The organism is Paenibacillus sp. UNC499MF (assembly GCF_900107975.1).
Classification (GTDB): Bacteria; Bacillota; Bacilli; order Paenibacillales; family NBRC-103111; genus Paenibacillus_F.
In genome coordinates this window covers 446,262-471,260 of record NZ_FNVF01000001.1, presented here as the reverse complement: position 1 = coordinate 471,260, position 24,999 = coordinate 446,262, and the positions used below count along the sequence as shown (strand labels likewise).

At 53.4% G+C, this 24,999-nt stretch carries 26 protein-coding genes; 4 read left to right on the top strand and 22 right to left on the bottom strand.

All coding sequences use genetic code 11. The features are described 5' to 3' along the window. Positions 1-79 precede the first annotated feature (79 nt). Together C4S74_RS02120 and C4S74_RS02115 are read left to right on the top strand one after the other, a co-directional pair. Entirely contained in the window at positions 80-718 is a 639-nt protein-coding gene (locus C4S74_RS02120; RefSeq protein ID WP_103993711.1) for a GNAT family N-acetyltransferase, read from the top strand. 36 nt (positions 719-754) lie between these two features. Continuing rightward, the gene (locus C4S74_RS02115) at positions 755-1,933 is read left to right on the top strand and encodes an acetoin utilization protein AcuC (protein WP_103993710.1); all 1,179 of its coding nucleotides are present in this window, start codon (positions 755-757) and stop codon (positions 1,931-1,933) included. Positions 1,934-2,156: 223 nt separating this feature from the next. On the opposite strand, the gene C4S74_RS02110 is transcribed toward C4S74_RS02115, so the two are convergent. From C4S74_RS02110 to crcB, 12 genes are all read right to left on the bottom strand, one after another. Continuing rightward, entirely contained in the window at positions 2,157-2,855 is a 699-nt protein-coding gene (locus tag C4S74_RS02110) for a 5'-methylthioadenosine/adenosylhomocysteine nucleosidase (RefSeq protein ID WP_103993709.1), read from the bottom strand. Positions 2,856-2,894: 39 nt separating this feature from the next. Next, positions 2,895-3,914, bottom strand: a complete 1,020-nt coding sequence (gene ccpA / locus C4S74_RS02105) for a catabolite control protein A (protein WP_103993708.1) — start codon at positions 3,912-3,914, stop codon at positions 2,895-2,897. A gap of 239 nt (positions 3,915-4,153) precedes the next feature. Beyond that, positions 4,154-4,600 (bottom strand): hypothetical protein, encoded by a 447-nt coding sequence (locus C4S74_RS02100; protein ID WP_103993707.1) that lies wholly within the window; start codon positions 4,598-4,600, stop codon positions 4,154-4,156. Between the two features lie 166 nt (positions 4,601-4,766). Further along, positions 4,767-5,312, bottom strand: coding sequence for a type 1 glutamine amidotransferase domain-containing protein (locus C4S74_RS02095; protein ID WP_103993706.1), 546 nt, complete (start codon positions 5,310-5,312; stop codon positions 4,767-4,769). Positions 5,313-5,343: 31 nt separating this feature from the next. Next, positions 5,344-7,074, bottom strand: coding sequence for a phosphoenolpyruvate--protein phosphotransferase (gene ptsP / locus C4S74_RS02090; RefSeq protein ID WP_103993705.1), 1,731 nt, complete (start codon positions 7,072-7,074; stop codon positions 5,344-5,346). Then, positions 7,067-8,959, bottom strand: coding sequence for a glucose PTS transporter subunit IIA (locus C4S74_RS02085; RefSeq protein WP_103993704.1), 1,893 nt, complete (start codon positions 8,957-8,959; stop codon positions 7,067-7,069). Before C4S74_RS02085 ends, ptsP begins: the two co-directional genes overlap by 8 nt. A 134-nt stretch (positions 8,960-9,093) precedes the next feature. Next, the gene (locus tag C4S74_RS02080) at positions 9,094-9,849 is read right to left on the bottom strand and encodes a hypothetical protein (RefSeq protein WP_103993703.1); all 756 of its coding nucleotides are present in this window, start codon (positions 9,847-9,849) and stop codon (positions 9,094-9,096) included. 193 nt (positions 9,850-10,042) lie between these two features. Next, on the bottom strand, positions 10,043-10,468 hold the full coding sequence (locus tag C4S74_RS02075) for a CoA-binding protein (protein WP_103993702.1): 426 nt from the start codon (positions 10,466-10,468) through the stop codon (positions 10,043-10,045). Between the two features lie 51 nt (positions 10,469-10,519). Beyond that, positions 10,520-11,311, bottom strand: a complete 792-nt coding sequence (locus tag C4S74_RS02070) for a C39 family peptidase (RefSeq protein ID WP_103993701.1) — start codon at positions 11,309-11,311, stop codon at positions 10,520-10,522. A 34-nt stretch (positions 11,312-11,345) separates the two neighbouring features. Then, positions 11,346-12,644: a 3-phosphoshikimate 1-carboxyvinyltransferase gene (gene aroA, locus C4S74_RS02065; protein ID WP_181024307.1), complete on the bottom strand. Its 1,299-nt coding sequence runs from the start codon at positions 12,642-12,644 to the stop codon at positions 11,346-11,348. Positions 12,645-12,708: 64 nt separating this feature from the next. Further along, the gene (locus C4S74_RS02060) at positions 12,709-13,068 is read right to left on the bottom strand and encodes a CrcB family protein (protein WP_103993699.1); all 360 of its coding nucleotides are present in this window, start codon (positions 13,066-13,068) and stop codon (positions 12,709-12,711) included. Continuing rightward, positions 13,065-13,442: a fluoride efflux transporter CrcB gene (gene crcB, locus C4S74_RS02055; RefSeq protein ID WP_103993698.1), complete on the bottom strand. Its 378-nt coding sequence runs from the start codon at positions 13,440-13,442 to the stop codon at positions 13,065-13,067. The genes C4S74_RS02060 and crcB overlap by 4 nt, the downstream gene beginning before the upstream one ends. 131 nt (positions 13,443-13,573) lie before the next feature. Between crcB and C4S74_RS02050 the strand changes: the two genes are divergently transcribed. Continuing rightward, positions 13,574-13,867, top strand: coding sequence for a rhodanese-like domain-containing protein (locus tag C4S74_RS02050; RefSeq protein WP_103993697.1), 294 nt, complete (start codon positions 13,574-13,576; stop codon positions 13,865-13,867). Positions 13,868-13,891: 24 nt separating this feature from the next. On the opposite strand, the gene C4S74_RS02045 is transcribed toward C4S74_RS02050, so the two are convergent. Next, positions 13,892-14,440, bottom strand: a complete 549-nt coding sequence (locus C4S74_RS02045; RefSeq protein ID WP_103993696.1) for a shikimate kinase — start codon at positions 14,438-14,440, stop codon at positions 13,892-13,894. 186 nt (positions 14,441-14,626) lie between these two features. On the opposite strand from C4S74_RS02045, the gene C4S74_RS02040 reads away from it, so the two are divergent. Continuing rightward, positions 14,627-14,968, top strand: a complete 342-nt coding sequence (locus tag C4S74_RS02040) for a hypothetical protein (RefSeq protein ID WP_308458001.1) — start codon at positions 14,627-14,629, stop codon at positions 14,966-14,968. Between the two features lie 94 nt (positions 14,969-15,062). Here the strand turns inward: C4S74_RS02040 and gndA are convergent, their stop codons facing one another. The 9 genes from gndA to C4S74_RS01995 all read right to left on the bottom strand — a co-directional run bounded on the left by gndA (position 15,063) and on the right by C4S74_RS01995 (position 24,993). Then, complete coding sequence (gndA, locus tag C4S74_RS02035; RefSeq protein WP_103993694.1) at positions 15,063-16,475, bottom strand: NADP-dependent phosphogluconate dehydrogenase; 1,413 nt, start codon at positions 16,473-16,475, stop codon at positions 15,063-15,065. A 561-nt stretch (positions 16,476-17,036) separates the two neighbouring features. After that, positions 17,037-18,020 (bottom strand): hypothetical protein, encoded by a 984-nt coding sequence (locus C4S74_RS02030; protein WP_103993693.1) that lies wholly within the window; start codon positions 18,018-18,020, stop codon positions 17,037-17,039. After that, positions 18,007-18,546 (bottom strand): hypothetical protein, encoded by a 540-nt coding sequence (locus C4S74_RS02025; RefSeq protein WP_103993692.1) that lies wholly within the window; start codon positions 18,544-18,546, stop codon positions 18,007-18,009. The genes C4S74_RS02030 and C4S74_RS02025 overlap by 14 nt, the downstream gene beginning before the upstream one ends. A 28-nt stretch (positions 18,547-18,574) precedes the next feature. Further along, positions 18,575-18,961: a hypothetical protein gene (locus tag C4S74_RS02020; protein ID WP_103993691.1), complete on the bottom strand. Its 387-nt coding sequence runs from the start codon at positions 18,959-18,961 to the stop codon at positions 18,575-18,577. Between the two features lie 8 nt (positions 18,962-18,969). Beyond that, a complete protein-coding gene (locus tag C4S74_RS02015) occupies positions 18,970-19,449 on the bottom strand; it encodes an ABC transporter permease (RefSeq protein ID WP_103993690.1) in 480 nt (159 codons plus the stop codon). A gap of 21 nt (positions 19,450-19,470) precedes the next feature. After that, complete coding sequence (locus C4S74_RS02010) at positions 19,471-21,552, bottom strand: hypothetical protein (protein ID WP_103993689.1); 2,082 nt, start codon at positions 21,550-21,552, stop codon at positions 19,471-19,473. Further along, the gene (locus tag C4S74_RS02005; RefSeq protein WP_103993688.1) at positions 21,539-23,449 is read right to left on the bottom strand and encodes an ATPase, T2SS/T4P/T4SS family; all 1,911 of its coding nucleotides are present in this window, start codon (positions 23,447-23,449) and stop codon (positions 21,539-21,541) included. The genes C4S74_RS02010 and C4S74_RS02005 overlap by 14 nt, the downstream gene beginning before the upstream one ends. Positions 23,450-23,455: 6 nt before the next feature. Beyond that, a complete protein-coding gene (locus C4S74_RS02000; protein WP_103993687.1) occupies positions 23,456-24,289 on the bottom strand; it encodes a hypothetical protein in 834 nt (277 codons plus the stop codon). Then, positions 24,286-24,993, bottom strand: coding sequence for a hypothetical protein (locus C4S74_RS01995; protein ID WP_103993686.1), 708 nt, complete (start codon positions 24,991-24,993; stop codon positions 24,286-24,288). Before C4S74_RS01995 ends, C4S74_RS02000 begins: the two co-directional genes overlap by 4 nt. Positions 24,994-24,999: the final 6 nt, after the last annotated feature.

Below are 24,999 nucleotides of genomic sequence, written 5' to 3'. Positions count from 1 at the left end.
CAATTCGCCAATAAATGTGATATAAGAGAGTATAGAGAGAACTGCGTTACCGACGCCGCTTTTAAGGAGACTCCCTCTCATGGACCATAAAAAAATTTATCATTCGCACTCTTTCGTGCCGCCCGGCCTGGATGCAGAGATTACCGTGGAGGGACCCGTATCCCCCGATCACCTGCGCAGCCTTCAAATGCATGCCGATCTTGACGCTTTCCGAAAACCGAGAGACCAGCACGAAGCTCTGGTCGAAATCGCGGAATTGCCCGAAGGCCGCATTATTATCGCCCGTACCGGAGACTGGATCGTAGGCTACGTTACCTTCCATTATCCGGACGAAATCGAGCGCTGGTCGCAAGGCAATATGCCCGACCTGATTGAACTCGGGGCCATCGAAGTCGCTAACAGCTACCGGGACCTCGGACTCGGCAAGAAGATGATCCGGCTCGCGTTTACGGACGGACAGCTGGAAAACGTCATTACGTTCACCACCGAATATTATTGGCACTGGGACCTGGAAAGCAGCGGGCTCAGTGTGTGGGATTACCGCAAAATGATGGAAAACCTGATGAAATGCGTAGATATGGTGTGGTTTGCCACCGACGATCCGGAAATATGTTCGCACCCGGCCAACTGCCTGATGGTTCGCATCGGAAGCAAAGTTCCCCTCGCTTCCGTCGAGCAGTTCGACCGCATCCGCTTTCAACAACGGTTCATGTATTAAGAACCATTTCCTGGGTTACGGGAGGAACAGCTCGAGATGAAGAACGAATCGGTTTTTGTATTTAACGAGCATGAAGCGACCTACAAGTTCAACGAGGAACATCCGTTTAATCCGAAAAGACTGCTGCTCACGATTGACCTTCTCAGAAAAGCAGGAGCGCTGGACGACTCCGAAATCGTCACTCCACGTGTAGCCACGGATGACGAGCTTCTCCGCGTTCATCAGCCTGCTTACATCGACGCCGTGAAAGCGCTTAGCGAGCTCTCTCCCTCGCTTGAATGGGTAAACAGTGCCGCGAAGTACGGCCTGGACACCGAGGACACGCCCTATTTCGCCTGGATGCACGACGTGACCTCAATGGTCGTCGGCGGTTCCATAACAGCTGCAGATACCGTTATGTCAGGCAGGGCAAAGCGCGCGTTCCATCTGGGCGGGGGCCTGCACCACGCTCTGCAGAGCAAGGGAGCCGGCTTCTGCGTCTATAACGACGCTTCAGCCGCCATCGCCCATCTGACCGAGCATTACAACGCGAAGGTGCTGTATATCGACACCGATGTCCACCACGGGGACGGCGTGCAATGGAGCTTCTACAGCGATCCGCGCGTATGCACGTTCTCTATCCATGAAACCGGAAAGTATTTATTTCCGGGGACGGGCGATGTGACGGAGCGGGGCGAGGGCGAAGCTTTCGGCACCTGCGTGAATATTCCGGTGGAGCCGTACACCGAGGACGACTCCTGGCTTGAAAGCTTTGAAGCGGTTCTGGTGCCGCTGATTGAGCGTTTCAAGCCCGATATCATCGTGTCGCAGCACGGCTGCGACGCGCATGCCCTTGATCCGCTGGCCCATGTGCACTGTTCCATGCGGATCTACAAAAGGATGCCCGAGCTTATCCGCGAGCTGGCAGACAAGTGGTGCGAAGGCCGCTGGGTTGCGCTCGGCGGCGGCGGATACGACATCTACAGAGTCGTTCCGCGTGCCTGGAGCCTGGTCTGGCTCGTCATGACCGGCAACCCTCTGCTTCAGGAGCTGGATAGTAATCCGCTCCTTCCCCTGCCCTCTGCCTGGATTGCCGAGCATCAGCCGGGCAGCCCTGTAAAGCTGCCTGCCACCTGGCTCGATGCCGTCGATGATTGGGAACCGATCCCCCGCCGGGAAATTATTACCGAGAAAAACAAAAAAACCGTTGAGATCGCTCTGCTTTATTTAAAATAAGAGCGGTCCCCGCGGTTTTTTATTGAGTTTGCTTTTATTCCTGCGTTATATTTTGCCTGCTCTTCTTCCGCCTCGCGCGAAGCTCCCAACGCGTGGTGCTCGGCGTCACATGACGGTTGGGTCAACCACCCGCGGATGCCTGTCGTAAAGGCCGCATGCAAAACCGTTGATCAAAAAGGCTGACCGGTCGAGAAACCCGGTCAGCCTTTTTAATATGCCTCTGTTATAAAGAGCGCACTATATGTTCAATGATCCGGTGCGAATTTTCGGAAGCCTGCTTGGTAAACTCCGCAAAGTTAACGTGTGCCGAGCCGTCCGCTTTATCGGACATGGACCGGATAACGACGAACGGTATTTTGTTCATGGAACAAACCTGCGCCACAGCCGCACCTTCCATCTCCGTACAGGTCCCGCCGAGCTCCTGGTGAAGCTCCGCCACTTTGTCGCGCGAAGCGACGAACTGGTCTCCGGACAGTACGAGTCCCTGCTTCGTTCTTCCCTCGAACAGCTCGCGGCTCGCCGCATCCGCCAGCTCAACCAGCCCAGGGTCCGCCTGGAAGACCGAGATTTCCTCGTAAGGGATTACCCCGCGCGGGAAGCCAAGTGGGGTCACATCCATGTCATGCTGCATGCAGGACGTGGAGATCACGATATCGCCGATGTTCAGCTCGGGATCCAGCGCCCCGGCAACGCCCGTAAACAGAACGGCGTCTACGCCGAAGCCGTCAATCAGAATTTGCGTGCAGACGGACGCATTCACCTTGCCTACTCCCGATTTGCAAACCACAACCGATTTGCCTTCAAACTGGCCTTCCCTGTATGTAATGCCGGCTTTCGTCGTTTCGGTTACGCCGCTCATTCCGCCGACAAGCAGCTCGATTTCTTCATTCATCGCACCGATGAGACCGATTTTATTTATCATTCTTGTGTATCCTCTACTTTCCGCTCAACAAAAAGCGGCTCAACGAGGAGCCACTGAGCTGCGCTTAATGATTTCATGCGGGAGAACGACTTGAGTAAGTTCCATCGTTTCCTTGTTCATCAATTTCGTAAGCAGACGCATGGACACGGCGCCGATATCGTACATAGGCTGTGCCACTGTCGTCAATTGAGGACGCACCATAGAAGCCATCCGGATATTATCGATACTCATCACGGAAATATCCTTCGGTACGGAAAGCCCTTCGTCCTGGATTTTGTGAATGGCGCCGATCGCCATTTCGTCCGTCGCCGAGAAAATAGCGGTTGGGCGCGTCGGCAGCTTCAGGAAATAATCCGTCGCGTCGATTCCCGATTCATACCGGTAGTTGCCCAGTCTTACGTAATCTTCGTTCACTTCGATGCCTGCGTTCTCCAGTGCCTTCTTGTAGCCGTGGTAGCGGGCAAAGCCGTTAGCCGGGTCCTGAAGAGGCCCGGAGATCATAGCGATCGTACGGTGGCCGCTCTCGATCAGAAGCTGCACGGCATCGTATGCCGCTTTCTCGTGATCGATATCGACGGACGGCATTACGTTCTGCTCGTCGGCCGTGCCGCAGAGCACAACCGGAACGGAGGAAGTCCGGAACGCGTTGATGTGGTCTTCCGTTACCACGCCGCCCATAAAGAGAAGCCCGTCCACCTGCTTCTCCAGCAGGGTGTTGATGACGCGGATTTCTTTCTCCTTCTTCTTGTCGGCGTTGCTCAAAATAATATTGTAATGGTACATGTTCGCAATATCTTCGATTCCGCGCGCGACTTCAGCGAAAATCGAGTTTGAAATATCAGGGATAACCACGCCGACTGTCGTTGTTTTCTTCGATGCAAGTCCCCGGGCAACAGCATTGGGGCGGTAACCGAGCCGTTCGATTGCTTCGAATACTTTCTTCCTTGTTTGCGGCTTCACGTTCGGGTTATTGTTGACGACACGCGAAACCGTGGCCATCGATACTCCTGCTTCTCTTGCTACGTCATAAATAGTAACGGTCACGGTCACTCTCTCCATTTATTCAAATATTCGTCGTCCTTGCCATATTACAGACTATCATACGACATTATTTCCCTTTTCGCAATTAAAACACTTTCACACCTAATAGTAGCAAAAAATACGCATGAAAGCCAACCCGGCGATGATCTTACCCGCTCCGGCAGGAATCTCATCGTTCAAGTTGGCTAAGTAATCGGCTGAAATCTTGTCCAAGCCCATCCGGCGGACAGGTTTGTAAGGAAAGTCGCCGCCTGCAGTCAGCTCCTTGTCTTATCCGCAAAAGCTTCCTGCAGCCGGTCGTCCGTCAGCATATGCTCGCTGATTTGAGCGAGTCTGCTGCGGATTTCCCCCGTCCAGCCCGTATCCCCGACAGAGGCAGCCAGAAGCAAGAGATCCAGCAGCTCATTGACCCTTTCCTCCACCGCCTGCTTGAACCCATACCCTTCTTCGGAGGAACAGGCAAGCCGGACGATGAGACAGGCCACTTCGGACACGTCCTCGAACCGCAGGATCTGCTTTTCCGGCTCCGGGCCCAGCGTATCGATCAATTCCGTCACTTTAGGCTTTACGCTCGAATAAACAACGCTTTTCCCGCATGCTTCGCATGAGTAGATGGGTACGTTTTCAATCTCAACCTTTTGTTGAAATACGACGGTCCTGAGACATAGATGAACCGGTTGTCCGCAGCAGTACCCTTTTTGCATAATCACTCACTCCTTTAGCAGCCGATAGAAACTTGCTGTCTTCGTCTTACTTAAGCTACTTCTATCCGAGTGAATGATATTCCTGCTTTTCGGAGACTGTCACATATTCCCTTTTTTTGAAAATTTAAATTTATTCCGCAAACGGCATAATCTTAGGCGCAAAACGCTAATTGGAAGCTTTCTTCTGAATCAGCACCTCGATAAAAGCTTTCATAAAAGCGGGCAGATCCGGGGGGCGCCGTCCCGAAACGATATTGCGGTCGACCACGGCTTCCTCGTCCACCCAGATCGCTCCGGCATTTTCAAGATCGTCCCTGATGCCGGGCGTAGAGGTCATCGTATAGCCTTCCACGATTTTGGCCGAAATCAAAACCCAGCCCGCATGACAAATCTGCGCAATCGGTTTCTGCGCTTCGTGAATCTCGCGGGTAAACCGCAGAACATCGGCATATCTGCGCAGTTTATCGGGCGCCCAGCCGCCAGGCACGTACAGCCCGTCATAATCGGCCGCGCTTACGTCTTCGAAGGCGACATCCGTCGTAATCGGCACGCCGTATTTGCCGTGATAGATTTCCCGCGCTTTAGGCCCCGCGATATCGACGACTGCCCCCGCTTCCCGAAGGCGCAGAACGGGGTACCACATTTCCAGATCCTCAAATTCCTCATCGACAAACGCCAGTATGCGCTGGCCTTTCAAATCCTGTACGGTCATAGTAAATCCCTCCTTGTTTAGTGAAAACGGGTTAAGAAGCGCTCGATCTGGAATCCGCCTGCCGCAGCACCTGCTCGATTTCCTCGCTGGATCCGCATTTCAGCACTTCCTGAAGCAGGCGTTCGCACTCGGCGTGATTGCTCGTCAGCAGACGGTGCTTGATCGGAAGGATAAGCTGGATGGACATGCTCAGCTCTTCGATGCCGAGACCGAGCCATATAGGAAGCGCGCGGATGTCCCCCGCGAACTCGCCGCATACGGCGACGGGGATACCGGCCGCCTTGGCCGCGTCAATGGTCAGCTTCAGCAGCCGGATAACGGCGGGATGATACGGGTTATACAAGTGCGCGATGCTGTCGTTCATCCGGTCGACCGCCAGCACGAACTGAGTGAGATCATTGGTTCCGATGCTGAAGAAATCGACTTCTTTCGCCAGAATGTCGGCGATCAGGGCCGCGCCCGGCACTTCGATGGTCAAGCCGACCTCGATATCCGGGTTAAAAGGCTTGCCCCGGCTTCTCAGCTCCTGCTTGGCTTCGGCCAGCAGCGCGTTGGCCTGCCTGAGCTCCCCGAGCGAAGAGATCATCGGGTACATAAGCTTTACTTGACCAAAGTGCGAGGCCCGCAAAATCGCGCGGAGCTGGGTTTTGAACAGCTCGCGCCGCTCCAGCGAGATCCGGATAGCCCGGCATCCCAGTGCCGGGTTCTCCTCGACCTGAAGCGGAAGATAATCCAGCTTCTTGTCGCCGCCGATATCCAGCGTGCGGATGATGAGCGGCCTGCCGTCCAGCTTGACCGCCGCCTGTTTGTACACCTCGGTCTGCTCCTCTTCGTCCGGAAGCGAGTCGCGGTCCATGTACAGGAATTCCGAACGGAATAAGCCGACCCCGACGGCGCCGTTTTTGAGCGCCTGATCGATTTCTTTGATCGAGCTGATGTTCGCCGCCAGCCGGACCTGTTTATGATCCTGGGTCATGGACGGGACATGAGCAATTTCCTGCAGGCGCTCCCGGTGCATCAGCCAGTCCGTCTTACGCGACTCGTAGAGCTCCACGGTGGCGCTGTCCGGGTTCACATAGACGATCCCTTCCTCGCCGTCCACGATCATCAAATCTCCGTTCTGAATGGGCCGAATGAGCTTGCCCTCCAGTCCCAGCACGAAGGGGATTCCCATTGCCCGGCTCATAATCGACGTGTGCGAAGTGAGCCCGCCCATCATCGTGACGATACCGAGAACACGGGCCGGGTCCAGATGCACGAGCTGAGAAGGGGTGAGCTCTTTGGCCACCAAAACATACGAGTGATCCACCGGAGGCGGGATGTCGTCGCCGCTGCCCAGCAGATGCTTTAGCAGACGGTTGCCTACGTCTTTGATGTCCATGGCCCGTTCTTTCATATAGTCATCGTCCAGCACGTCGAACATTTCGACGAATTTGTCGATCACTTCTTTGACGGCCACCTCCGCGGCTTTATACTGCCGGCTGATGATGCCCTGAATTTCGTTCATAAACACGGGATCTTCCAAAATCGCCAGGTGGGCGTCGAAAATATACGACTGCTCCTGGCCGAGGACGTCCCGGATCTCTTGCTTGATATGTTCCAATTCGTCTTTGGACGAACGAATCCCGTCATACAGCCGTTCGAATTCAAACGACAAATCTGTGGCGTCCACCATTTTATCCGGGAACTCCCAGTCCCAGGCGGGGATCACGTATGCGGGACCCATGGCGATCCCCGATGAAGCTCCTATCCCTTTAAACATTTGAAGTCCCTCCGCTCTGTTCCGGTTTTTTCAGCACAACGGACATCACGGACGCCTGCCCTTTTTTAACGGATTTATAAGGGGCGAAGCTCCATGATTTGACACGGTCCGAATTAGTAATCACCATAGGGGTGGCCAGCGATTTGGCGTGCTTCTTTAACTGATTGTAGTTAAAACGGATCAGCAGCTGCCCCGCTTCTACCTCGTCTCCGGGCTTTACCTGGGCCTCGAAGAAATTTCCGGTTAATGTGGATGTGTCGATGCCGATGTGCAGCAGAACTTCAAGCCCTTCCTCTGTCTGAATTCCGAGCGCATGCATCGTCGGGTAGACGTGCATGATTTTACCGGCAACCGGCGACAGCAGCTCTCCTTTATCCGGTATAAAAGCAACCCCGCTGCCGACAATTTTTGCGGCAAAGATGCGGTCCGGAACTTCTTCCAGGGGAATCATTCTCCCCGTCATAGGTGAGCTGAAAAGCACGAGCTGGATGTCTTTACGCAGCAGCTTCATGATTTCTTCCCGGATCAATTCCGAGAATGTGCCGAAAACAACCTGCACGTTGCCGCCGCCCAAACGGATGACCCCGGCCGCCCCCAAATGCTTCAGCGCCGCGATATCCATGAGACGGTCGGATTCAAGCGTCAGCCGCAGCCTTGTAATGCAGGCTTCGATTTTCTTGATATTCCCCTTGCCTCCGAGCGCTTGGACGATAAGCGGCGCCCGGTAAGGGATGTCGCCCGCCCATTCTTCAAGGGATGAGCCTTCTTCCCGTCCCGGGGTCGGAATGCGGTAACGCCGGATGGCGTACCTGAACATGACATAATAGACCGCTCCGAATACAAGCCCGATGGGAATGAGCATCCACCCGTTGCGCGACAAATGCTCGTTAATGACAAAATCGATAGCTCCGGCGGAATAAGAGAATCCATGCGAAATATTAAGCGCATACGCGATCCACATGGCGAAACCGGATAAAATGGCATGAATCACGAACAAATAAGGAGCCACGAACAGAAAGGCGAATTCAATCGGTTCCGTGACACCGGTCAGAAAAGATGTCAGCGCCGCCGTCAAAAAAGTTACCCGTACATGCGGCTTCAAATCTTCCCGCGCCTCGTGAATAATGGCGAAGGCGATTGCGGGAAGCGCGAACATCATAATCGGATACAATCCGGCCATGTAGGCTCCGGCCGTAGGATCACCCGCGAAGAAACGGGGGAGATCGCCGTACACCATGTCTCCGTTCGGTTCTTTGTAGGCACCCAGCTGAAACCAGAAGAAATTGTTCAGGATATAATGAAGTCCGGAAGGCACAAGAAGACGATGCGCGATGCCGTACAAGAAAGCGCCGAATCCGCCCAGGCTGAGAACCCATGCCGTCAGCTGCTCCATCCCGTTCTCCAGGAGAGGGCCCAGCTTGATCATCAGAATGGACAGAATGAGCGTAACGACTCCCATAATAAGCGGGACCATCCGTGGCCCTCCGAAAAACTGCACGTATTCGGGGAGTTGGATTCGCTTGCACCGGTGGTACGCGACCGCCGATAGCAGACCGATCAGAATTCCTCCCGCGACGCCCAGTTGAAACGTTTCGCCCAGCTGATGCTGGGTCAGTACGGTGAATAAAAAGTAGCTCATCAGTGCGGAAAGCCCTGTGATGCCCGCGTTCTCCGTCAAGCCGAGCGCAACGCCAACCGCAAATACGAGCGGCAAATATGTAAAAATAGTATGACCCGCAAGCAGCATCATGTCGCCGAGCCATGCCGCCCCCATACTGTCCCATGGCAGGATTCCCAGTCGTATAAGTACTGCGGCAACAGGGAGCGTAATCATCGGAAGCATTAAAGAACGCCCGAATTGCTGCAAATTTCCCATCCAGTTCAACTTAAGCCCTGCCTCCTCTCTATTTCGATCCTAATGGCTGCCGCACTTTTTGTCAAAAACAAATAAGCGGGTCCGAAGACCCGCTTGCTGGCAGCTTGCGCCGAACGATGCTGTGAGCGATCGTCAGCTTTTAATTAAAACGTACCTGTCGTGTACGGAAGACCGGAGTTGATACGGCCGGATTGAGCGGAACCTACGCTGCTGGAGAAACCGCCGCCGAACTGCTGCTGAGCAGGAGTTTGGGAATCGGAGTTCAGGTAGCTGTCATGAGCCGGCTGGTCGCCGCGGTAGTTAGCCGTGTGGTAAGACTGCGGAGACACGGCTTGGGAATAGCTTTGCGTGCCGTAGCCTTGGCCGTAGGCTTGACCGTAGGACTGGGAACCGAAGTTTTGGGAGCCATAGCCTTGGCCTGCAGTGGATTGGCTCAAACCGAAAGAAGCTTGGCCGAAACCTTGCTGCTGTGCTGGAGTCTGGGAATCCGAACGCAGGTAGCTGTCGTGTCCCGGCTGATCGCCACGGTAGTTAGCCGTGTGATAAGACTGAGGGGAAGCGAATTGGCCGTAGCCTTGTTGCTGGCTCGTGTAGGATTGATTTCCTTGGTTGCCGAAAGCTTGGGAACCGAAAGATTGATTCAGGCCGTAGGAGCCTTGTCCGAAGCCTTGCTGTTGTGCTGGCGTTTGGGAATCCGAACGCAGGTAGCTGTCATGGCCCGGTTGGTTGCCGCGGTAGTTAGCCGTGTGGAACGATTGCGGGTTTTGGTAGCTGCCGTATTGGGAATTTTGGAACTGGTTTTGACCGTACGAAGATTGAACATAACCGGTCGGCTGGAACTTGTTTTGATACTGGGACTGGGAGCCGATACCAGCTTGATTTTGATACTGGTTGTACATGCGGAGTTCCTCCTTTAAGGAAATTAATGAGTCTTCCAGACAAGTCTTTCCTTGTTCTGGAGCCTCCCCTATTGTTTGCAGGACCCGCGAAAATTATGAACCGTCCCGAGAAATTTTTTGAGGGAAAAATAAAACCCGACTACAGCTTGCGCTTTAGTCGGGTTTCCATACTTTAAACAGGAACCTTGCCGGTTCAGTTGCCTCTCGGATTCAAAATCGCATCTTCGACTTTGATGCAGCGGTCCATAACGACGGTCAACCCGCCGCGCTTGGCAATTTCGGCCGCTTCTTCGTTATAAACGCCCTGCTGAAGCCACAAAACTTTGGCTCCCTTGCGGACCGCTTCCTCCGCGATCGGCACAACCTGGTCGCTTCTGCGGAAAACGTTGACGATATCCACGTTTCCGGGAATATCGGACAAACTGGGATAGCTTGTGCCGCCCAAAATCTCTTCCGCATTCGGATTGACCGGAATAATTTCGTATCCGCGGGACTTCATCGCGGCCGATACCATATGCGATACCCTTTCCGGGTTGTCGGACAAACCGACTACGGCAATAGGGCCGGCGGAAGACAGCAATGTTTTGATTTCGTCTCTGGACGGGTTTTCAAAAGGCATGAAAAACACTCCTTTTCGCTAATATAAAACCGGCACTGCCGCTGTCTGTACTTAATCAGCCGTATAGGACAAGCCCTGCTTGCCCATCGCTTCCCAGATGCCGATGAACAGCTTTTTATCCAGGCGGACATTTTTGCTGCCCGTCCACGGATCGTTCACGTATACGGACGTCTCGTCGTAACCGACCATTAAAACCGCATGCTCCGAAAATGTCGCGCGGATCGGGCCGATGGATGTATTCCACTCGGACCAGCGGGTCGGCATTACGAAGCCAATGGTCGTCCAAACGACGACCGGATGGCCGTTCGCGATCTGTTTTTCGTACACGTCGAAGGATTCGCCCGTTAAATCTACGGCGGAAGGAATATACGACTTTAACAGCGGAAACAGCGCCTTGTGGTAAATTCCGAAGCCTTTGGACTTACCGGTACCGTCTCCCACGTAGCCGATGTTCGGATGTCCCCAGGAGGCGATGGTCCCGTCTTTGTTCCAGACGATCGGAGTCGGGTCCTTCGGCATTTCGTCGTACAGCTGCATTTTGTCCAGCTTGATGCCTTTATAATGAAGCATCATCGCGATCGACGTAATTTCACAGCCGGACGGCAGCTCGGGTTTCTGCGCGATAACGGGGGCATCGATCATGGCCTTCGTTTTCGGCGGCTCTTGAACCTGCTCCGCCGGCTGCTGCTCCGGTTCCGGTCCCGGCTGTTTTTCCAGCTTGGCGTCCATGGCCATGACGGTCTGAACGTCCTGCCCGCTTATTTTGGCATATAGCATCACAGACATAAAACCGCCTGAGAACAATAATCCGAGGATCAGAAAGAAACCGAATGTTACTTTCATGCCCCTCCAAATAATGCGCATCCTATTCACCCATTCATTCGTTCGTTAATTCGATGTGCGCTCCGAGTGAAATCATATGATCGAAAAACTGCGGATAAGATTTGGCCACATGGTGGGCGTCACGGATAACAAGCCCCTGCTTGCTCCGCAGTCCTGCCACGGACAGAGCCATAATGACGCGGTGGTCGTAATGCGCGTTAATTTCCACGCCGCCTTCAAGACCTTCCGGCCGGCCGTGGACAATGATTTCGCTTTGACGCTCTTCCACGTCGGCTCCCGCTTTGCGCAGTTCGTTCAGGAAATCCGTGATCCGGTCGCACTCTTTGTAGCGGAGATTCTCCACGTTGTAAAAACGCGAGGTGCCTTCCGCGAACACCGCGGCCGCTACCATAGCAAGCACCGCATCGGTGAAATGATCGCCGTCGAATTCACCGGCTTTAAGCCGGCCCGTACCTTGTACGCGCACGATTCCATCCTTATGAGTCAGCGAGACGCCCATGGCACGAAGCACGTCCACGCAGGCTTTCTCGCCCTGACGGCTGTTTTCGTCCAGCCGGTGCACGGTTACATCCGACTCGGTAACCGCGGCCGCCGCCAGAATCGCAGCAGACCCCGGATAATCCCCTTGTACGACATACTCCTGCGCACGGTAGGACTGATTGCCGGGAATCCGGTAATGCATAAGATCTTCGCTGGCTTCCACGCGAATCCCTGCTTGTTCGAGCACTTCCAGCGTTTGTCCGACAATGACTTTGGACTTCAGATCGTGAAGCACTTCGATTTCGCTGTCTTCTTGAAGCAGAGGAGTCAAAAACAGCAGAGAGCTCAAAAACTGCGAGCTTACGCTGCCCGACACGGTAATTTTGCCTCCGCGGGGCTGTCCCCCTTTAATAGTTATCGGCAGACGGCCTTCATTATGTTCGACTTCGACGTTCATTTGTTTCAGCGTATGAATGAGATCCAGATGGGGCCGCTTGCCGAGCGATTCCGGATATTGATTAATGAAAGTCACTTCGCTTTGGCAAAGGGCTGCGGTAGACATCAGAAAACGGAGAACCGCTCCCGCGTTGCCGACGTTTAGTTCTTTGACCGGGAGAGGGTTTTTGCCGAATCCCTTAATGACCATCTTATGCTCGTCTTCTTCGATAACCGCTCCCAAATCGCGGATGCAGCGGCGCATGGCGTCACTGTCTTCACTGTGGGCCGGATAATGAATGGTGCTCGTACCTTCGGCCAGCGCGGCAATTAGAAGGTAGCGGGTCGTGTAATTTTTGGAAGACAGCGCCTGGATTTCTCCCTGCAGGCTCGGTGTCGCTTTTACAATGGCTTTCATGGAATTCATGATTGTTCTCTCCTTTTGATCGATGATGGTCTGTGTACTGTGTACTGTCTTCTGTTTATATGTAAAAGCCGGCAAAAGCCAACCCGATTCCGGCCAAATAACTCACGGCCAGGTAGATCAGCTCCAGATTAAACCGTTTATTCTTTCTCAGCTTCCAGCTGTCCAGCTTTAAAGTGGAAAACGTCGTGAAGGCGCCGGTAAAGCCCGTGCCCAGTCCGATTAACAAGGCAGCGTCCGATACATGCCCGAGCAGCCAGCCCAGAAAAAAACAGCCGGTCAGATTAACGGCCAGCGTACCGAAAGGGAACGGGGAAGCGCTCCGGCTCTGGACCCAGCCCGCCAGCTTGTATCTGGCAATGGAGCCGACGAATCCTCCGGCCCCTACGAGCAGCACATTCATCCAGCCCGCGTTCATAAGGCTCTCCTCTTCCCGCGGTGCGCGGCTGCCGTGCCCAGATTGACGGCAATGAGTCCTCCGAACAGACTGACTCCAATGTACAGCAGGGCTAGGAACACTCGTTGATCCTGCAGCATCCGGACCGTTTCCACACTAAAGGTGGAAAACGTCGTGAAAGCGCCGATAAAGCCTGTCGTAACCGCCGCCCGCAGTTCCTGCGGCCATTTCGGCAGCAGAGCTTCGCTGAAATAACCGATCAGCAGGCAGCCGATCATATTGCAGGCCAGCGTGCCCCACGGGAAGGATCCGTCCCCTTCGTTCCAGAGAACGGATAACCCGTACCGGGACAGGGCTCCGAACACGCCGGCCGCTCCAATAATCCAACTTTTCATGAGCAAACCACCCATTCTGTCCCGCATTTTGCTTTAAAGAAGATGCTGGGGAAGTCCGGAGCGGTTTGACTCCGTGCTTCCGGGTTTTGTATAGTTACAGGGAAAACGAGAACATAGGAGGTGCGCTTAATATGAATAAGATTCAACCCTCGGAATTGAAAGCCCGGCTTGCGGCGGGTGAGCCTCTGTGCGTTATCGACGTACGCGAGCCCGAAGAAGTCGCGGCCGGCCAAATTGCCGGTGCCAAATCGATTCCCTTGATGGAAATTCACACCCGTCTTCACGAAATCCCTAAAGAAGGCGAAGTCGTCCTGGTTTGCCGCAGCGGCAACCGGAGCGGGAAAGCATACGATTTCTTGGAGTCCCAAGGCTTCGCGAATTTGAAAAACATGGAAGGCGGAATGCTCGCCTGGGAACAGCTTTAAGCCGTTGCCGGGCAAGCGGCCCGGTCAGCCTGAAAGCTCTTCCCGATTCAGCCGTTCTTTTGTCCAGGCGTTAAAGATGTGTTCGGCAATGTCGTCCGCGGCAAGCGGTGACGTATCGATTGTAAGGTCGGCAAACCTGTACGCATCTTGACGTTCCTGGAGCATCGTACGGACCTTTTCTTCCAGTCCGCTCCCCTGCAGCAAAGGCCGGTTGGAGTCGTTTTTAACCCGTTCCACGATGGTTTCCAAACTTGCGGACAAAGCCGCGACAAAGCCCCGCTCGCTCATGCGCGCCCGGTTCTCCTCAGCCAATACGGCACCGCCTCCGGTTGAAATCACGCGATGGCTGCCGGCCAGTGTCTCCCGGATCACCTCACGCTCCAAAGTACGGAAATGCGCTTCCCCGTGCGCGGCGAACAGCTCGGGAATCGACATTCCGGCTTTTTTTACAATTTCCTCATCGGTATCTATCATAGGCCAACCCAGCCGATCAGCCAACTTTAACCCGACAGTCGTTTTACCAGTGCCCATAAACCCAATCAGCACTATATTTGATCTCGGTTGTGTGCTCATCGTGCCCGTCGATCCTCTCTCGGTTTAAACTTTCCACTATCATATCACAGCAAAAGCCCCGGATGAATACAAATTGCATCAATTTCATATGGTATAGTGAATAAACCTTTTCAAAGACAGCAAAAATGAAAGTGCGTACGTAATCCGTAGAAGGATCAGTAGATTACAAGGAGCGATGTCAGATTGATGCCTCATCCCGGAATCCCCAATCCCGGCCGGAACGCTTCCTGCCGGTTGAATCAGATGCTTCAGCCCTCGTACATGCTCTGCAGAGACGACGTAGTCTGGGCGCTAGAGTTTATACGTAAAAAAATGGCTGAGCAGGATCCCCGGTTAAAGGAACTTACTCAGCCGCGTCTTTTGAAAAACTTTGAATCTTTCGCCGAAGTGTCCATGATGCTTGTCCATCGCAGAAGCGCCTTCGATCAGGAAGCCGACCGTATCAAAAGCTGTCTGAAAGAGGCTTCGTACGGTCTCTTCGAAAATGAATCCCCCGTGAAGCGGGATTCCTCACCGGCAAAAGATTAGGGAAGCACGGATGCTGCCGTTTTCCCGTCTGTAGGCCGCAAAATCGGATGCAGTGTCCGGAGAAGCGAAACGGAGCTCGGTTCGGGTTCCGTTTTTAGTTATCGAGCCAGTTATAGTGGAAGGAGCCTTCTTTATCCACACGCTGGAACGTATGCGCGCCGAAATAATCGCGCTGTGCTTGAAGAAGGTTGGCCGGCAGGCGCTCGGTGCGGTAGCTGTCGTAATAAGCCAGCGCGGAAGCGAAAGCCGGTGCGGGAATCCCGCGCGTTACGGCTACGGAAACGACGTTTCTCCAAGCATCCTGGTAATTTTCCACGATGTTTTTGAAATATTCGTCCAGAAGCAGGTTGCGGAGTTCCGGATCGCGGTCGTACGCATCCTTGATGTTTTGCAGAAAGCGGGCGCGGATAATGCAGCCGCCGCGGAAGATCATGGCGATTTCGCCGTAGCTCAAATTCCAGTTGTATTCTTCGGAAGCTGCGCGCATTTGAGCGAAGCCTTGTGCATACGAAGCGATTTTGCTCGCGTACAGAGCTTTGCGGACCGCTTCGATGAACTCCTCGCGGCTGCCTTCAAACGGCTTCACGGACGGACCGTTCAGCACTTTGCTTGCGGCTACCCGCTCTTCTTTCATGGCGGACAGGAAGCGGGAGAATACGGATTCCGTAATGATGGAAAGCGGCACGCCCAGATCCAGGGAGCTTTGGCTGGTCCACTTGCCCGTGCCTTTTTGTCCGGCCGAGTCGAGGATAACGTCGACCATCGGCTTGCCGGTTTCTTCGTCGTACTTCGTGAAAATATCACGGGTAATTTCAATCAGGTAGCTGTCCAGCTCCCCTTTATTCCATTCCGTGAAAATTTCATGAAGCTCTTCCGTGCTGACATTCAGCACGTCTTTAAGCAGTTGATAAGCTTCGCAGATCAGCTGCATGTCGCCGTATTCGATGCCGTTATGTACCATTTTAACGTAATGACCGGCTCCGTCAGGACCGATATACGTACAACAAGGGTCGCCGTTCACTTTGGCCGAGATGGCCGTCAGGATCGGTTCTACGAGCTTGTAGGCGTCTTTCTGTCCCCCAGGCATGATGGACGGGCCTTTGAGCGCGCCCTCTTCGCCGCCGGAAACGCCCGTGCCGATAAAGCGGATACCGCGTGCTTCAAGTTCTTTGTTGCGGCGCTGGGTATCCGGGAAGTAGGCGTTGCCGCCGTCGATCAGGATATCTCCTTCGGACAAAAGCGGAACGAGCTGCTCAATGGTCGCATCGGTCGCTTGGCCTGCTTTGACCATAATTAAGATTTTGCGCGGAGTTTCGAGCGACTGCACGAATTCCTCCATGCTGAAAGTGCCGACCAGGTTTCGTCCGGCCGCCTCTTCAAGAAGTTCTTTCGTTTTCTCAGGCGAGCGGTTAAAAACGGAAACGGTAAAGCCGCGGCTCTCGATGTTAAGCGCCAGGTTTTTACCCATGACCGCAAGACCGATTACACCAATTTGCTGTTTGGACATGAATCAAACACCCTTTCCTCTCGTATTAGATCGTCACCGCTCCCACTTGGTGTCAGAACGGCTGCCGAAGGATGGATTCGACCCGCTCGGGATAAACGGCGGCATTCTCCGTTAAAGGACCATGCAGGGACCGCTGCTCCCGGCTCGAGGCAAAGCTTCCGGGCTTGCGTTTGCCGGCAGGAATCGGAGCGGCACACGTTTAAGACCAGACAAAAACTTGTGTGAAAAAAAGCACATTGCCCGGTGTTTTCCACATTCCCATAGATTTCCCCAAGCATCTGCGCCTGATTCCGCATGCCGCATGTTCCAGTTCTTTCATGTACCCGTGCCCCGATAGTACAGACCGGCCAAACCGCCCGACAGGCTGATTCCGCCCGCGAACCGCATTATGACGTCAAACCACTACAGTTATAAATGAAACGTGGCATCACAAAATGTGCGGAAGCCGCATCGAACTCATCGTTGACTTGATGATAAACGTTCCACGGAGCGGATGTCAATTTTATCGGACAATCTTTTTCGGTAGAGCGCTTTCTTTGTTCCGTGCGGAAAAAGTGGGGTTTACTTCCGTCCGTTGTTACATTCCTTCGGATAATAACCGGCTGCGGCAGCGGTTTTGGGACTTGCGAAGGTTTCCAAAATCTCTGCGGAACGCGGGCACCCGCTGCCCGTGAAATAAGGAATGTTATCCTGGCGGTAGCCGTAATATACGGGCCGCTTCACAATTTTTGCCCCTCCCAGCGCATAATTGTTATAGGTCCGGTATCCCACCGGAATGCCTTGCACAAAAGCGAGCATCCCCACATCGTCGATCGTGTTGCTCCATTCTTCGCCCGACAGAAGGGGGAGCGTAAACGTATAGGCTGCCCCCAACCCGCGCGATTGAACATTGTGTTCCCGGATCGCGTTTTCGAGTTCGCTCCGGATCGTATCTATAATCGCGCCTCTTCTGACCTCGTCAAAGCGTCCCCCCGGCTTTAAAACCGCCGCTTGCGTTTGAGACCCGATCTCGTTCCGGAAGCCTTCTGTCCAGCCCGTTCCGGAGGCGCTTTTTACGGTTACGTATTCATCCAGCGTAAAGGCGATAATTTCTCCCGTCGCGTCCCTGTAGGTGTACGGACGTTTCGGTCCCTCCAGCCTTCGGCTCCTCGCGAGACCGTCCTCTCCCGTGTAGGTTTCGAAGGTGTAGGAGTAACAGCCGTCATAGCCGACAATGAGGAGCGCCGAGAGATAGGAATCGAGTACCTGCCGGCCTACCGCATCTTCCGACACACCGAAATTCGAATACAGGGTTTTATAAAAACTGTCAACCGCCGCTTTCCGGTTTACCCGAACTTTCTTCATGGATTCATACCGAGCCTCGTCCTTCTGTTTCTCATTAACGGTTAGGGCTGCGGCGCCGTCCTGGACGGCCGCGTTTACAGCGGCATCGTATTTCGTCTCCAAAAAAAGCATTTGGAACTGGGCATGTGTGTCAAATTTGTTCGTCCAGGCGAAGGGCACATAAATGAGGACAAAGAAAATGACCAGTTTAGCTGTCTTCATTGCGGACCATTCCCCCGTACGGCATAAAAAGCTGTCCGCCGGGCGTGTTCGTCCCGTTTAAGGCGTCCTGCCAGACCCCTGCCGGAGTACGGTTCAGACTCTGTACGGACACGGCGAAAAAGTCTCCCGCGCCAAGTCTGTAACTACGGTCCCTATGGTCAGGCGGTGGCGGGTTTTCAGGAAACAGCACGGGAAAAATCTGCGCGTTGTAAAAGATTTCGTCTTCCACCGTGTATTTCTCTCCGAACCGGCCTTGGTCATCATACACGGGCACGTACCGCTTGTGCTTATGTTCCATGCGGACATCAAACTCCTGACCGGAAGCGGCCAGCTCCTTTTGCAGTTGTTCGTACATGACCGGTGTCAGGACTCCTTTATCACGCACGTTGTCGACAAAACGTGTGATCGTCTCGAATGCGATCACACGTGTCAGATCGTCCTCTCTGGCGGCCGAATCCGACAACGGATAAATGTACAGCAGCAGAATCGCTAAAATCAGTACAAAGGCTTTGCTGATCGTATCCACCCTTTCCCTCCCCCTCTAGTTCTAGCGATCAAGGCGACGTATACACGATTCGTTTCAGCGTTCCGGCGGCATCACGGATCACATACGAACGGTAAGCCGCAGCGGGATCTATTCCGGTCGGATCCGTTTCGTCTTTTTGCCGCCCGCCCGGGTACCGTTTGCCGTTTACCTCGATGTCGTAAGGTTCCCCGGCATTCAAGTAAAGGGCCATAATCAGATCCGTCCCTTTTACCACAGACTCTTCAAGTCCGGCGGTAGCGGGCTGCTGGTTATAATCGAGCAGCTTCCGGGATAAATAAGTATGCGCAGCGGCTCCCCGTACTTCTTGAAGCAGCATCATCCCCGAGACTACAGCCGAGAGGAACATGCACACTGAAACACCGGCGAATAGCATGGAGCGAACTGCACTGTTCACCGCTTCGCCTACTGCTGCATAAATTCAAGCGCGCGGATCACATTGCTTTTGTCCTTAATAATGCGCGCTTTGAATTTACCGCTGGGATTCACGTAATCGACATGGGACTCCAGAGTGGCGTTCGTAACGGCATCCCTGGATATCGGGGAAATTACCGTACCGTAATTGCTGCTTGACGGTGACGCGGTATCGATTTTGTTCGTATACCAGGAACCTACCGGATTTTTGCCGGTTTGTACCTGAATGCCGAACTGCTCTTTATCGGCAAATTTGCGCAGCGCGTTGACAACCTGACTGCCCGAAACCACGGTATTGTCGTATACGGTAAAAGCCGTTTGGGAAAGCTCCGTCTGAATATCTGAAAAATTATTTTGTGCCGCTTTCGTGGCATCCTGGGCTGAAATAAACATCACCACGGCAATCGTAATAAGCGCGATGGCCAGGAAAAAACCTGCCGCCATTATCAGTGCTTTCTGTGCGTTCCCCATTGTAATCCGGCTCCTTTGTTATTAAGAAATTTTACCGATCTGCTGATAATACAAATTCATCTGCTGCATGCTCATATACACGAGCGGAATGACCAAGTACAGGAAAACAAGCGCATACATGGGAGCAAAACCGATCCAGCGTCCCCAGCCGGCTTTGGTTTCGATTAACCGTTCATAATCCTGCTTTCGCTGTTCGAAGTGATACTGCTGCTCCGCTTCCAGATCGTCAAACGCCTGTTTGACCGGAATATGGTTAGCCGCAGCCTGAAGCCGTTCAACCAGACGAACAAACGGAGTAAAGGGAGCTTCCTCCTTCAGCTTTTCGAGCGCTTCATCCGCCCCCGCTTCGTAATCGAGCAGACATGCGGAGAGCGGAGATTGAAACTGGACGGCAAAACGCTCCAGCCATTCCAGTATTTGCTCAACCGACATTCGTTCGAAATGAGCCAGGATGGTCAGAAGGGTATAAAACTGGTCCACCTCGTTTTTCATTTCCATTCTCCTCATTCGTTTCTGCATATGCAGTAGCCAAACCGGGCTGTTATAGCCCGCCCATCCGGCAATAAAAGAGAATATAAGCTGCCTCCAGTTTAAGTAGGCTCCCGAAATCCGCTCCAGCTTGTCTTTAATCCGTTCTTCCGCTTTGTTAAGGGCGGCCGGATCCGGCTGAAGTCCCTGCCGCCGCATCTCCTCAGCTATCGTTTCACGAAGCTCTCTGCCGGGCCGCTTCAAGTTCTGAATGACGTTCCGGTCAAAGGCCGCCGTTTCCAGCGCTTTCCGTGTTTCCAGCGGAGACAGGCTGCCGAACATCGCCTGATTCGGGGCCGGCGAAAAATAAACCTGCTGAAGAGTCAGTTTCTGCATAACAAGAAACACGGCAAGCATGAGAAGAAAGCAAGCGAGTCCCGTAACGAGACGGCGGAGTGTAAGCCATTCAAGCAGCAGGGGGGAACCGGCTTCCTTAAGCAGTTTTTGCATCCTTACACGTTCAACGGAACGGATATCGGGGATGAATCTCTGCGTAGCTGCGTTCACCAGCCGGTTATTTAGCCATTTTCGCTCTGGCGGTTTCCGCTCTGATCTTCGGTTTCCTGTTTCATCTGCTGTGTCCTGAAGCTTTCTGAGAAGGATAAAACAGACGATGATCAGTACGAAGATGCCTGTTTTGACCGCAAATCCCGCGGCCCCCGTATAAAATTCATCCATCGCCGGGAAGTTATGCCGCGCCCACATTTCAATGGGTTTGGCAGCCATAATGGGGGAGATTGCAATAACGGAAAGTCCTTTTAAGAGGTAATGGAGTTTCTCTTTACGAAGTATTTCGAGGCGGATTTCGGAAGTGATTTTACTGAGGGCATGCAAATACATGGAACCGTGCGGAAGCAGCTTGTCTCCAAATTCCCTGACTAGAAAAGAAACGCCCGCAAAGCTTTTCAAAAACCGGTTCGGCGCATGCTCGTAGTATATTTCCAGGCTTCGCTCGGGATGGTCGGAGGTCAAAGTGCCGTACAACGCTTCCCCATGGGAAGACATCTGTTTCGGCGCGATCTGGGCGGCGTCATAAACCGCCTCATCCACCATCCCGTGCTGGTGATAATAGTGCCGGACATCCGTTAAAAATTCAGTCATTTGCCGGAGCAGCCGGTCTTCGGACCTGTGAACAAGCGTATCCGTAAGAATACCGTGGAGAACAAGACTGCCGAGCAATATCATGAGCATATACGAAACATCCGGATAGAAAAGAAAAATTAGTCCCGCGGTGAACCAGGCGATAAGGAGAGCAAACAGCGTAATCCGTCCGGCTTCCGTCCGAATCATGCTCTCGTCGTACGAGTATAAAGGAGCGATCCTCCGGCGTACACGCTGCGTATAGCGGGAAATTACAGGAGCTTTGATCGCAAAGTCGTATAAGTTCCCGTACAGCAGCCCGATCCGTTTTCTTCCGTCCCCTTTTACAGGGGAGAGCAGCTTTTGAAGGTCGTCTTCCCCGTAACCGCTCAGCTTAGACCGTCTTTTTACCGTGTATATGTATAGAAGCCAGATAAAGCATGCGGCACAGGCGCTGGTTAAAGCGATCCCGAGCAGCCAGTCACGAAGCGGCAACCAAATCGCCTCCCCAGTGCGTTTCCAAAAACCTTTCGAATGCCCGGGCATCCGCAGGCGTCATATGGTCCAGCATTTCCCCGGTATTACGGAGACTGATTGGAGCGCAGGCCCGGTAGGCACCATCCCGGTACTCCACAATGTTTCGCTGTTCGTAAAGCTTGCGGTCCGTTGTCCGCCGGAAAAATTCGGAGGCATCCTGAAGAAAACCCGGAAGATCCAGAGCATCTTTGCCGGTCAAGTCCATCTTTTCACTCGGATACAAACCGCTTTCGAGCGGAACGCATTCGGTTATGCGTTCTATAAAACGCGTTCCGTCGGCATTTTTACGCAGATGGATGTCAAAATGAATCACGCGGATGACCTGCTTTTCGGCCATGACTTCATCTTGGAACATTCCCGTTTTGAGCAGAGAGTTGCGGAGCGAATCGATAAGGCTGGCGAAGGTTTTGGCATGATGGGTAAAAAGCGTGAACAAACTCGCTACCTGAGCCATTTGAATCATCCAGGCGGCTACCGTGTCGGTCGCCACTTCCCCCAAAATATGGACGGCACCGTCCGTTTTTTTCTGCACGTCGAGCCCCTGCTGCCCCGTAATGTGCTCCGTTTCCCGGAAACTTAAAATATTGCGCTGCGGGTATAAGTTTCTCAGATGAAGTTCGTACGCCATCTCTTGTACGCGAAGCGTCAATGTCGCCGAGACGGACTGCACCATAGCCATCAGCAGGGTTGTTTTCCCGCTGCCCTGAGCCCCCGTCACAGCCGTGATCCGGCACCCTTTGACAAGGTGGCGGATGAGCCCGACTGCCAGTCCGGCATTGCCGCCTTGAACAAGCTGGTCAAGCGAGGCGTTCGGCAGATCGAACTTGCGGACGAAAAACGCCCATGATTCCGAAAAGGGAGGCCGGACCACTACGACACGGGAGCCGTCCTTCATATCGTTCACTTTGTATCCGTTCGTTTCGGAAAGCTGACCCGGATAATTATATTTGTAGATGTTTTGACAGACCCGCCGCAGCTCTTCAAGAGTACCGAAACTGAGAAACGGAAGGTGAATGGATTTTCCCCGGTAAAAAATCCACACGCTATCGTACGCCGTAATGTACTCTTTCCTATGCCCGTGAATCCCTTCAGCCAATCGCTCCGCAAGGGGGCCCCCATAATACCCCGCACTGTCCGGGAGCGCTCCCGAAACGCCTCCCGAAACACCGTCGATGTGCATCTCGCGAATGGCATCGATCACGCCGAAACCCTTGTAATGCTGATAAATCCGCTGGACTACAATTTCCAGCTTATCCTGAAACGACAGCAGCCCCGCTTCCTTGCGAAATACATGCCCGACATCTTCCGCCGTGACGATGTAGGAAGGCGTTCGGCCGTCTTCGATCACCTGCTTAACGGCATCCAGCTTATGCTTCCGGATCAGCTCGTGAAGACCGTCGTATCCGTATTTTTTACCATAAAGATGAAGCAGAATATCAAACCGGTCCTGCGCCGTGAACTGCCCGGGCTCGTGAAAAGGCAGAGAGAGGTGAACAGTCGTTTCGCTGAGTCCGTAAACTCCTGTCAGCAGATCTGTGATGACCGATTTCACAAATCTTTTGTCCTGCAGATCACCGTGTCCGCACCCCTTCAAGGCTCGCTTCAGCTGAAGCCTTTTATTCCGGCTGCGCCGGTATTCCTCCTCGGACATTCGGAGTTCCTTTGCCTCACCCGCCGTCATCTCGGCAAAAGCTTCTTTAATAAATACTGTCATTGCTTCTATGGAGTAACTTTTCCCGGTTGTTGAACCCGAAGATTTTCTGCCGCGCCAGCCTCCCGTTTTAGTAAAAAGCCATACTGCCGCAAAAACAACCGCTATGGCGATCAAAGTGAGATTTAATCTGTCTGTCGGCATAAATGGCTAGGCTCCCCTTTCCTGCATTAGCTTCGAATCGAGGCCCAACCGGTTGAGAAGAGCTTTGATCAGCTTCCTGACCTCCGTAATGAACACATAAGAGGAATGACCCGGGCCCGCATTTCGATTCCGCAGAAAAAACTCAAGCAGGTTTTTATCCCCGCAGGCATCCAAATAACCCGTGCAGTGCGGTACTGTATAGAACGGCTGCTTCCATTTGAATTTCCGGGCCAGGTTAACCGCATTGAAGCGGGAGTTTCCGTCATAATCGCCCAGAACGAGCAGAAGAGGTTTATTTTGCAGAGCTTCCGTCCATAGCTCCTTGTTAAAATAGCGCTCCAGCAGCTCAAGGTTTTGACTGAGATTGACGACAATCAGATCCGAGTTGCGCAGAATGGCCTCGGAGCTGCCTTCCTTATATCCGTCCCCGACGTCAACAAAGGTAAGATCATAGTAACGGCTGGCACTGTTTACGATATACGGCAGAGTCTCTTCCCGGAAACAATCCGGGTCTGAGAGCGGCTTTCTCGATCCGGGAAGCAGGTCCAGCCGGTCCTTGACGATCGGTTTGGTGTAATCCTGGATTGACTCGGGCGTCAGCTTATCGCTTTGCAGCAGCCTCTCCAGAGCATCCAGCCCGTACTCGCTAAACGACAACAGGTTGTTGCCCGGGGAAGAGGGCTTCCCGAAGGCGTTCTCCAGCGCCGTTCTCGTTTTTTTCGTATGCGTAATCATAATCCGTGCGTAATAATCGAGCGCAAGCATCGTAGAGACAGCGAGCACATTCGATGTTGCGGCTCCGTGTCCCCTGACCGGGGCCCAAAACGCTACCTGACTCATCCCGTTTTCCTCCTCATGGCTTGTTTGATCGTCCGTTTGAGAACGACTTTGTCCTCTCCCGTTATTTCGTTCGTAATAGCCAGCAGCACATTCCTGTACGTTCTGGACATGCGCCTGATTCCGATTTTTCCCTGGTACTCACTTTCGATGCGCACAGCAAGGTCCACTTCGTCAAAAGGCAGTTTGTAATATTCGTCAGGCGTTATGAGCGGCAGAGGAGCCAGCACTTTATCCACATATTCCTCATCAATGCCGCATTCCACCGCATCCCGTATAATTACCGTACTTGTAAGGGTGTTTATCTGGCAGGCCTCATTCAGTGAGCGAATCAGTTCCTCCGTTCTTCGCATCGTGTACTTATCATAGGCCGTTGTCAGAAAGAAACCTTCGAACGGATACGTGCATTCCTTTCCCAGAAAGTCGGCTCTGTCCGTATCGACCATCACGAGATCGTAATCCTGCAAAACCGCTCCGCTTGCAGATGCGTGTTCCAAAGCTTCACACATGCGGCTGAAATAACAGGCCACATCAATTTCGTCATACTGAACCAATTCGGGTTCAGGGCCGGGGGCGACGAGGCAGCTCAGCCTGCGGGATGCCGTTCCGTCTATAAGCAGTACGCGTCTTCCCGCAACCGCCGCCACCCGGCAAATGCCGAGAAGCAGGTCGCTGTGTTCCTTCGCTCCAACACAAAGCAGTTTCATATGGAA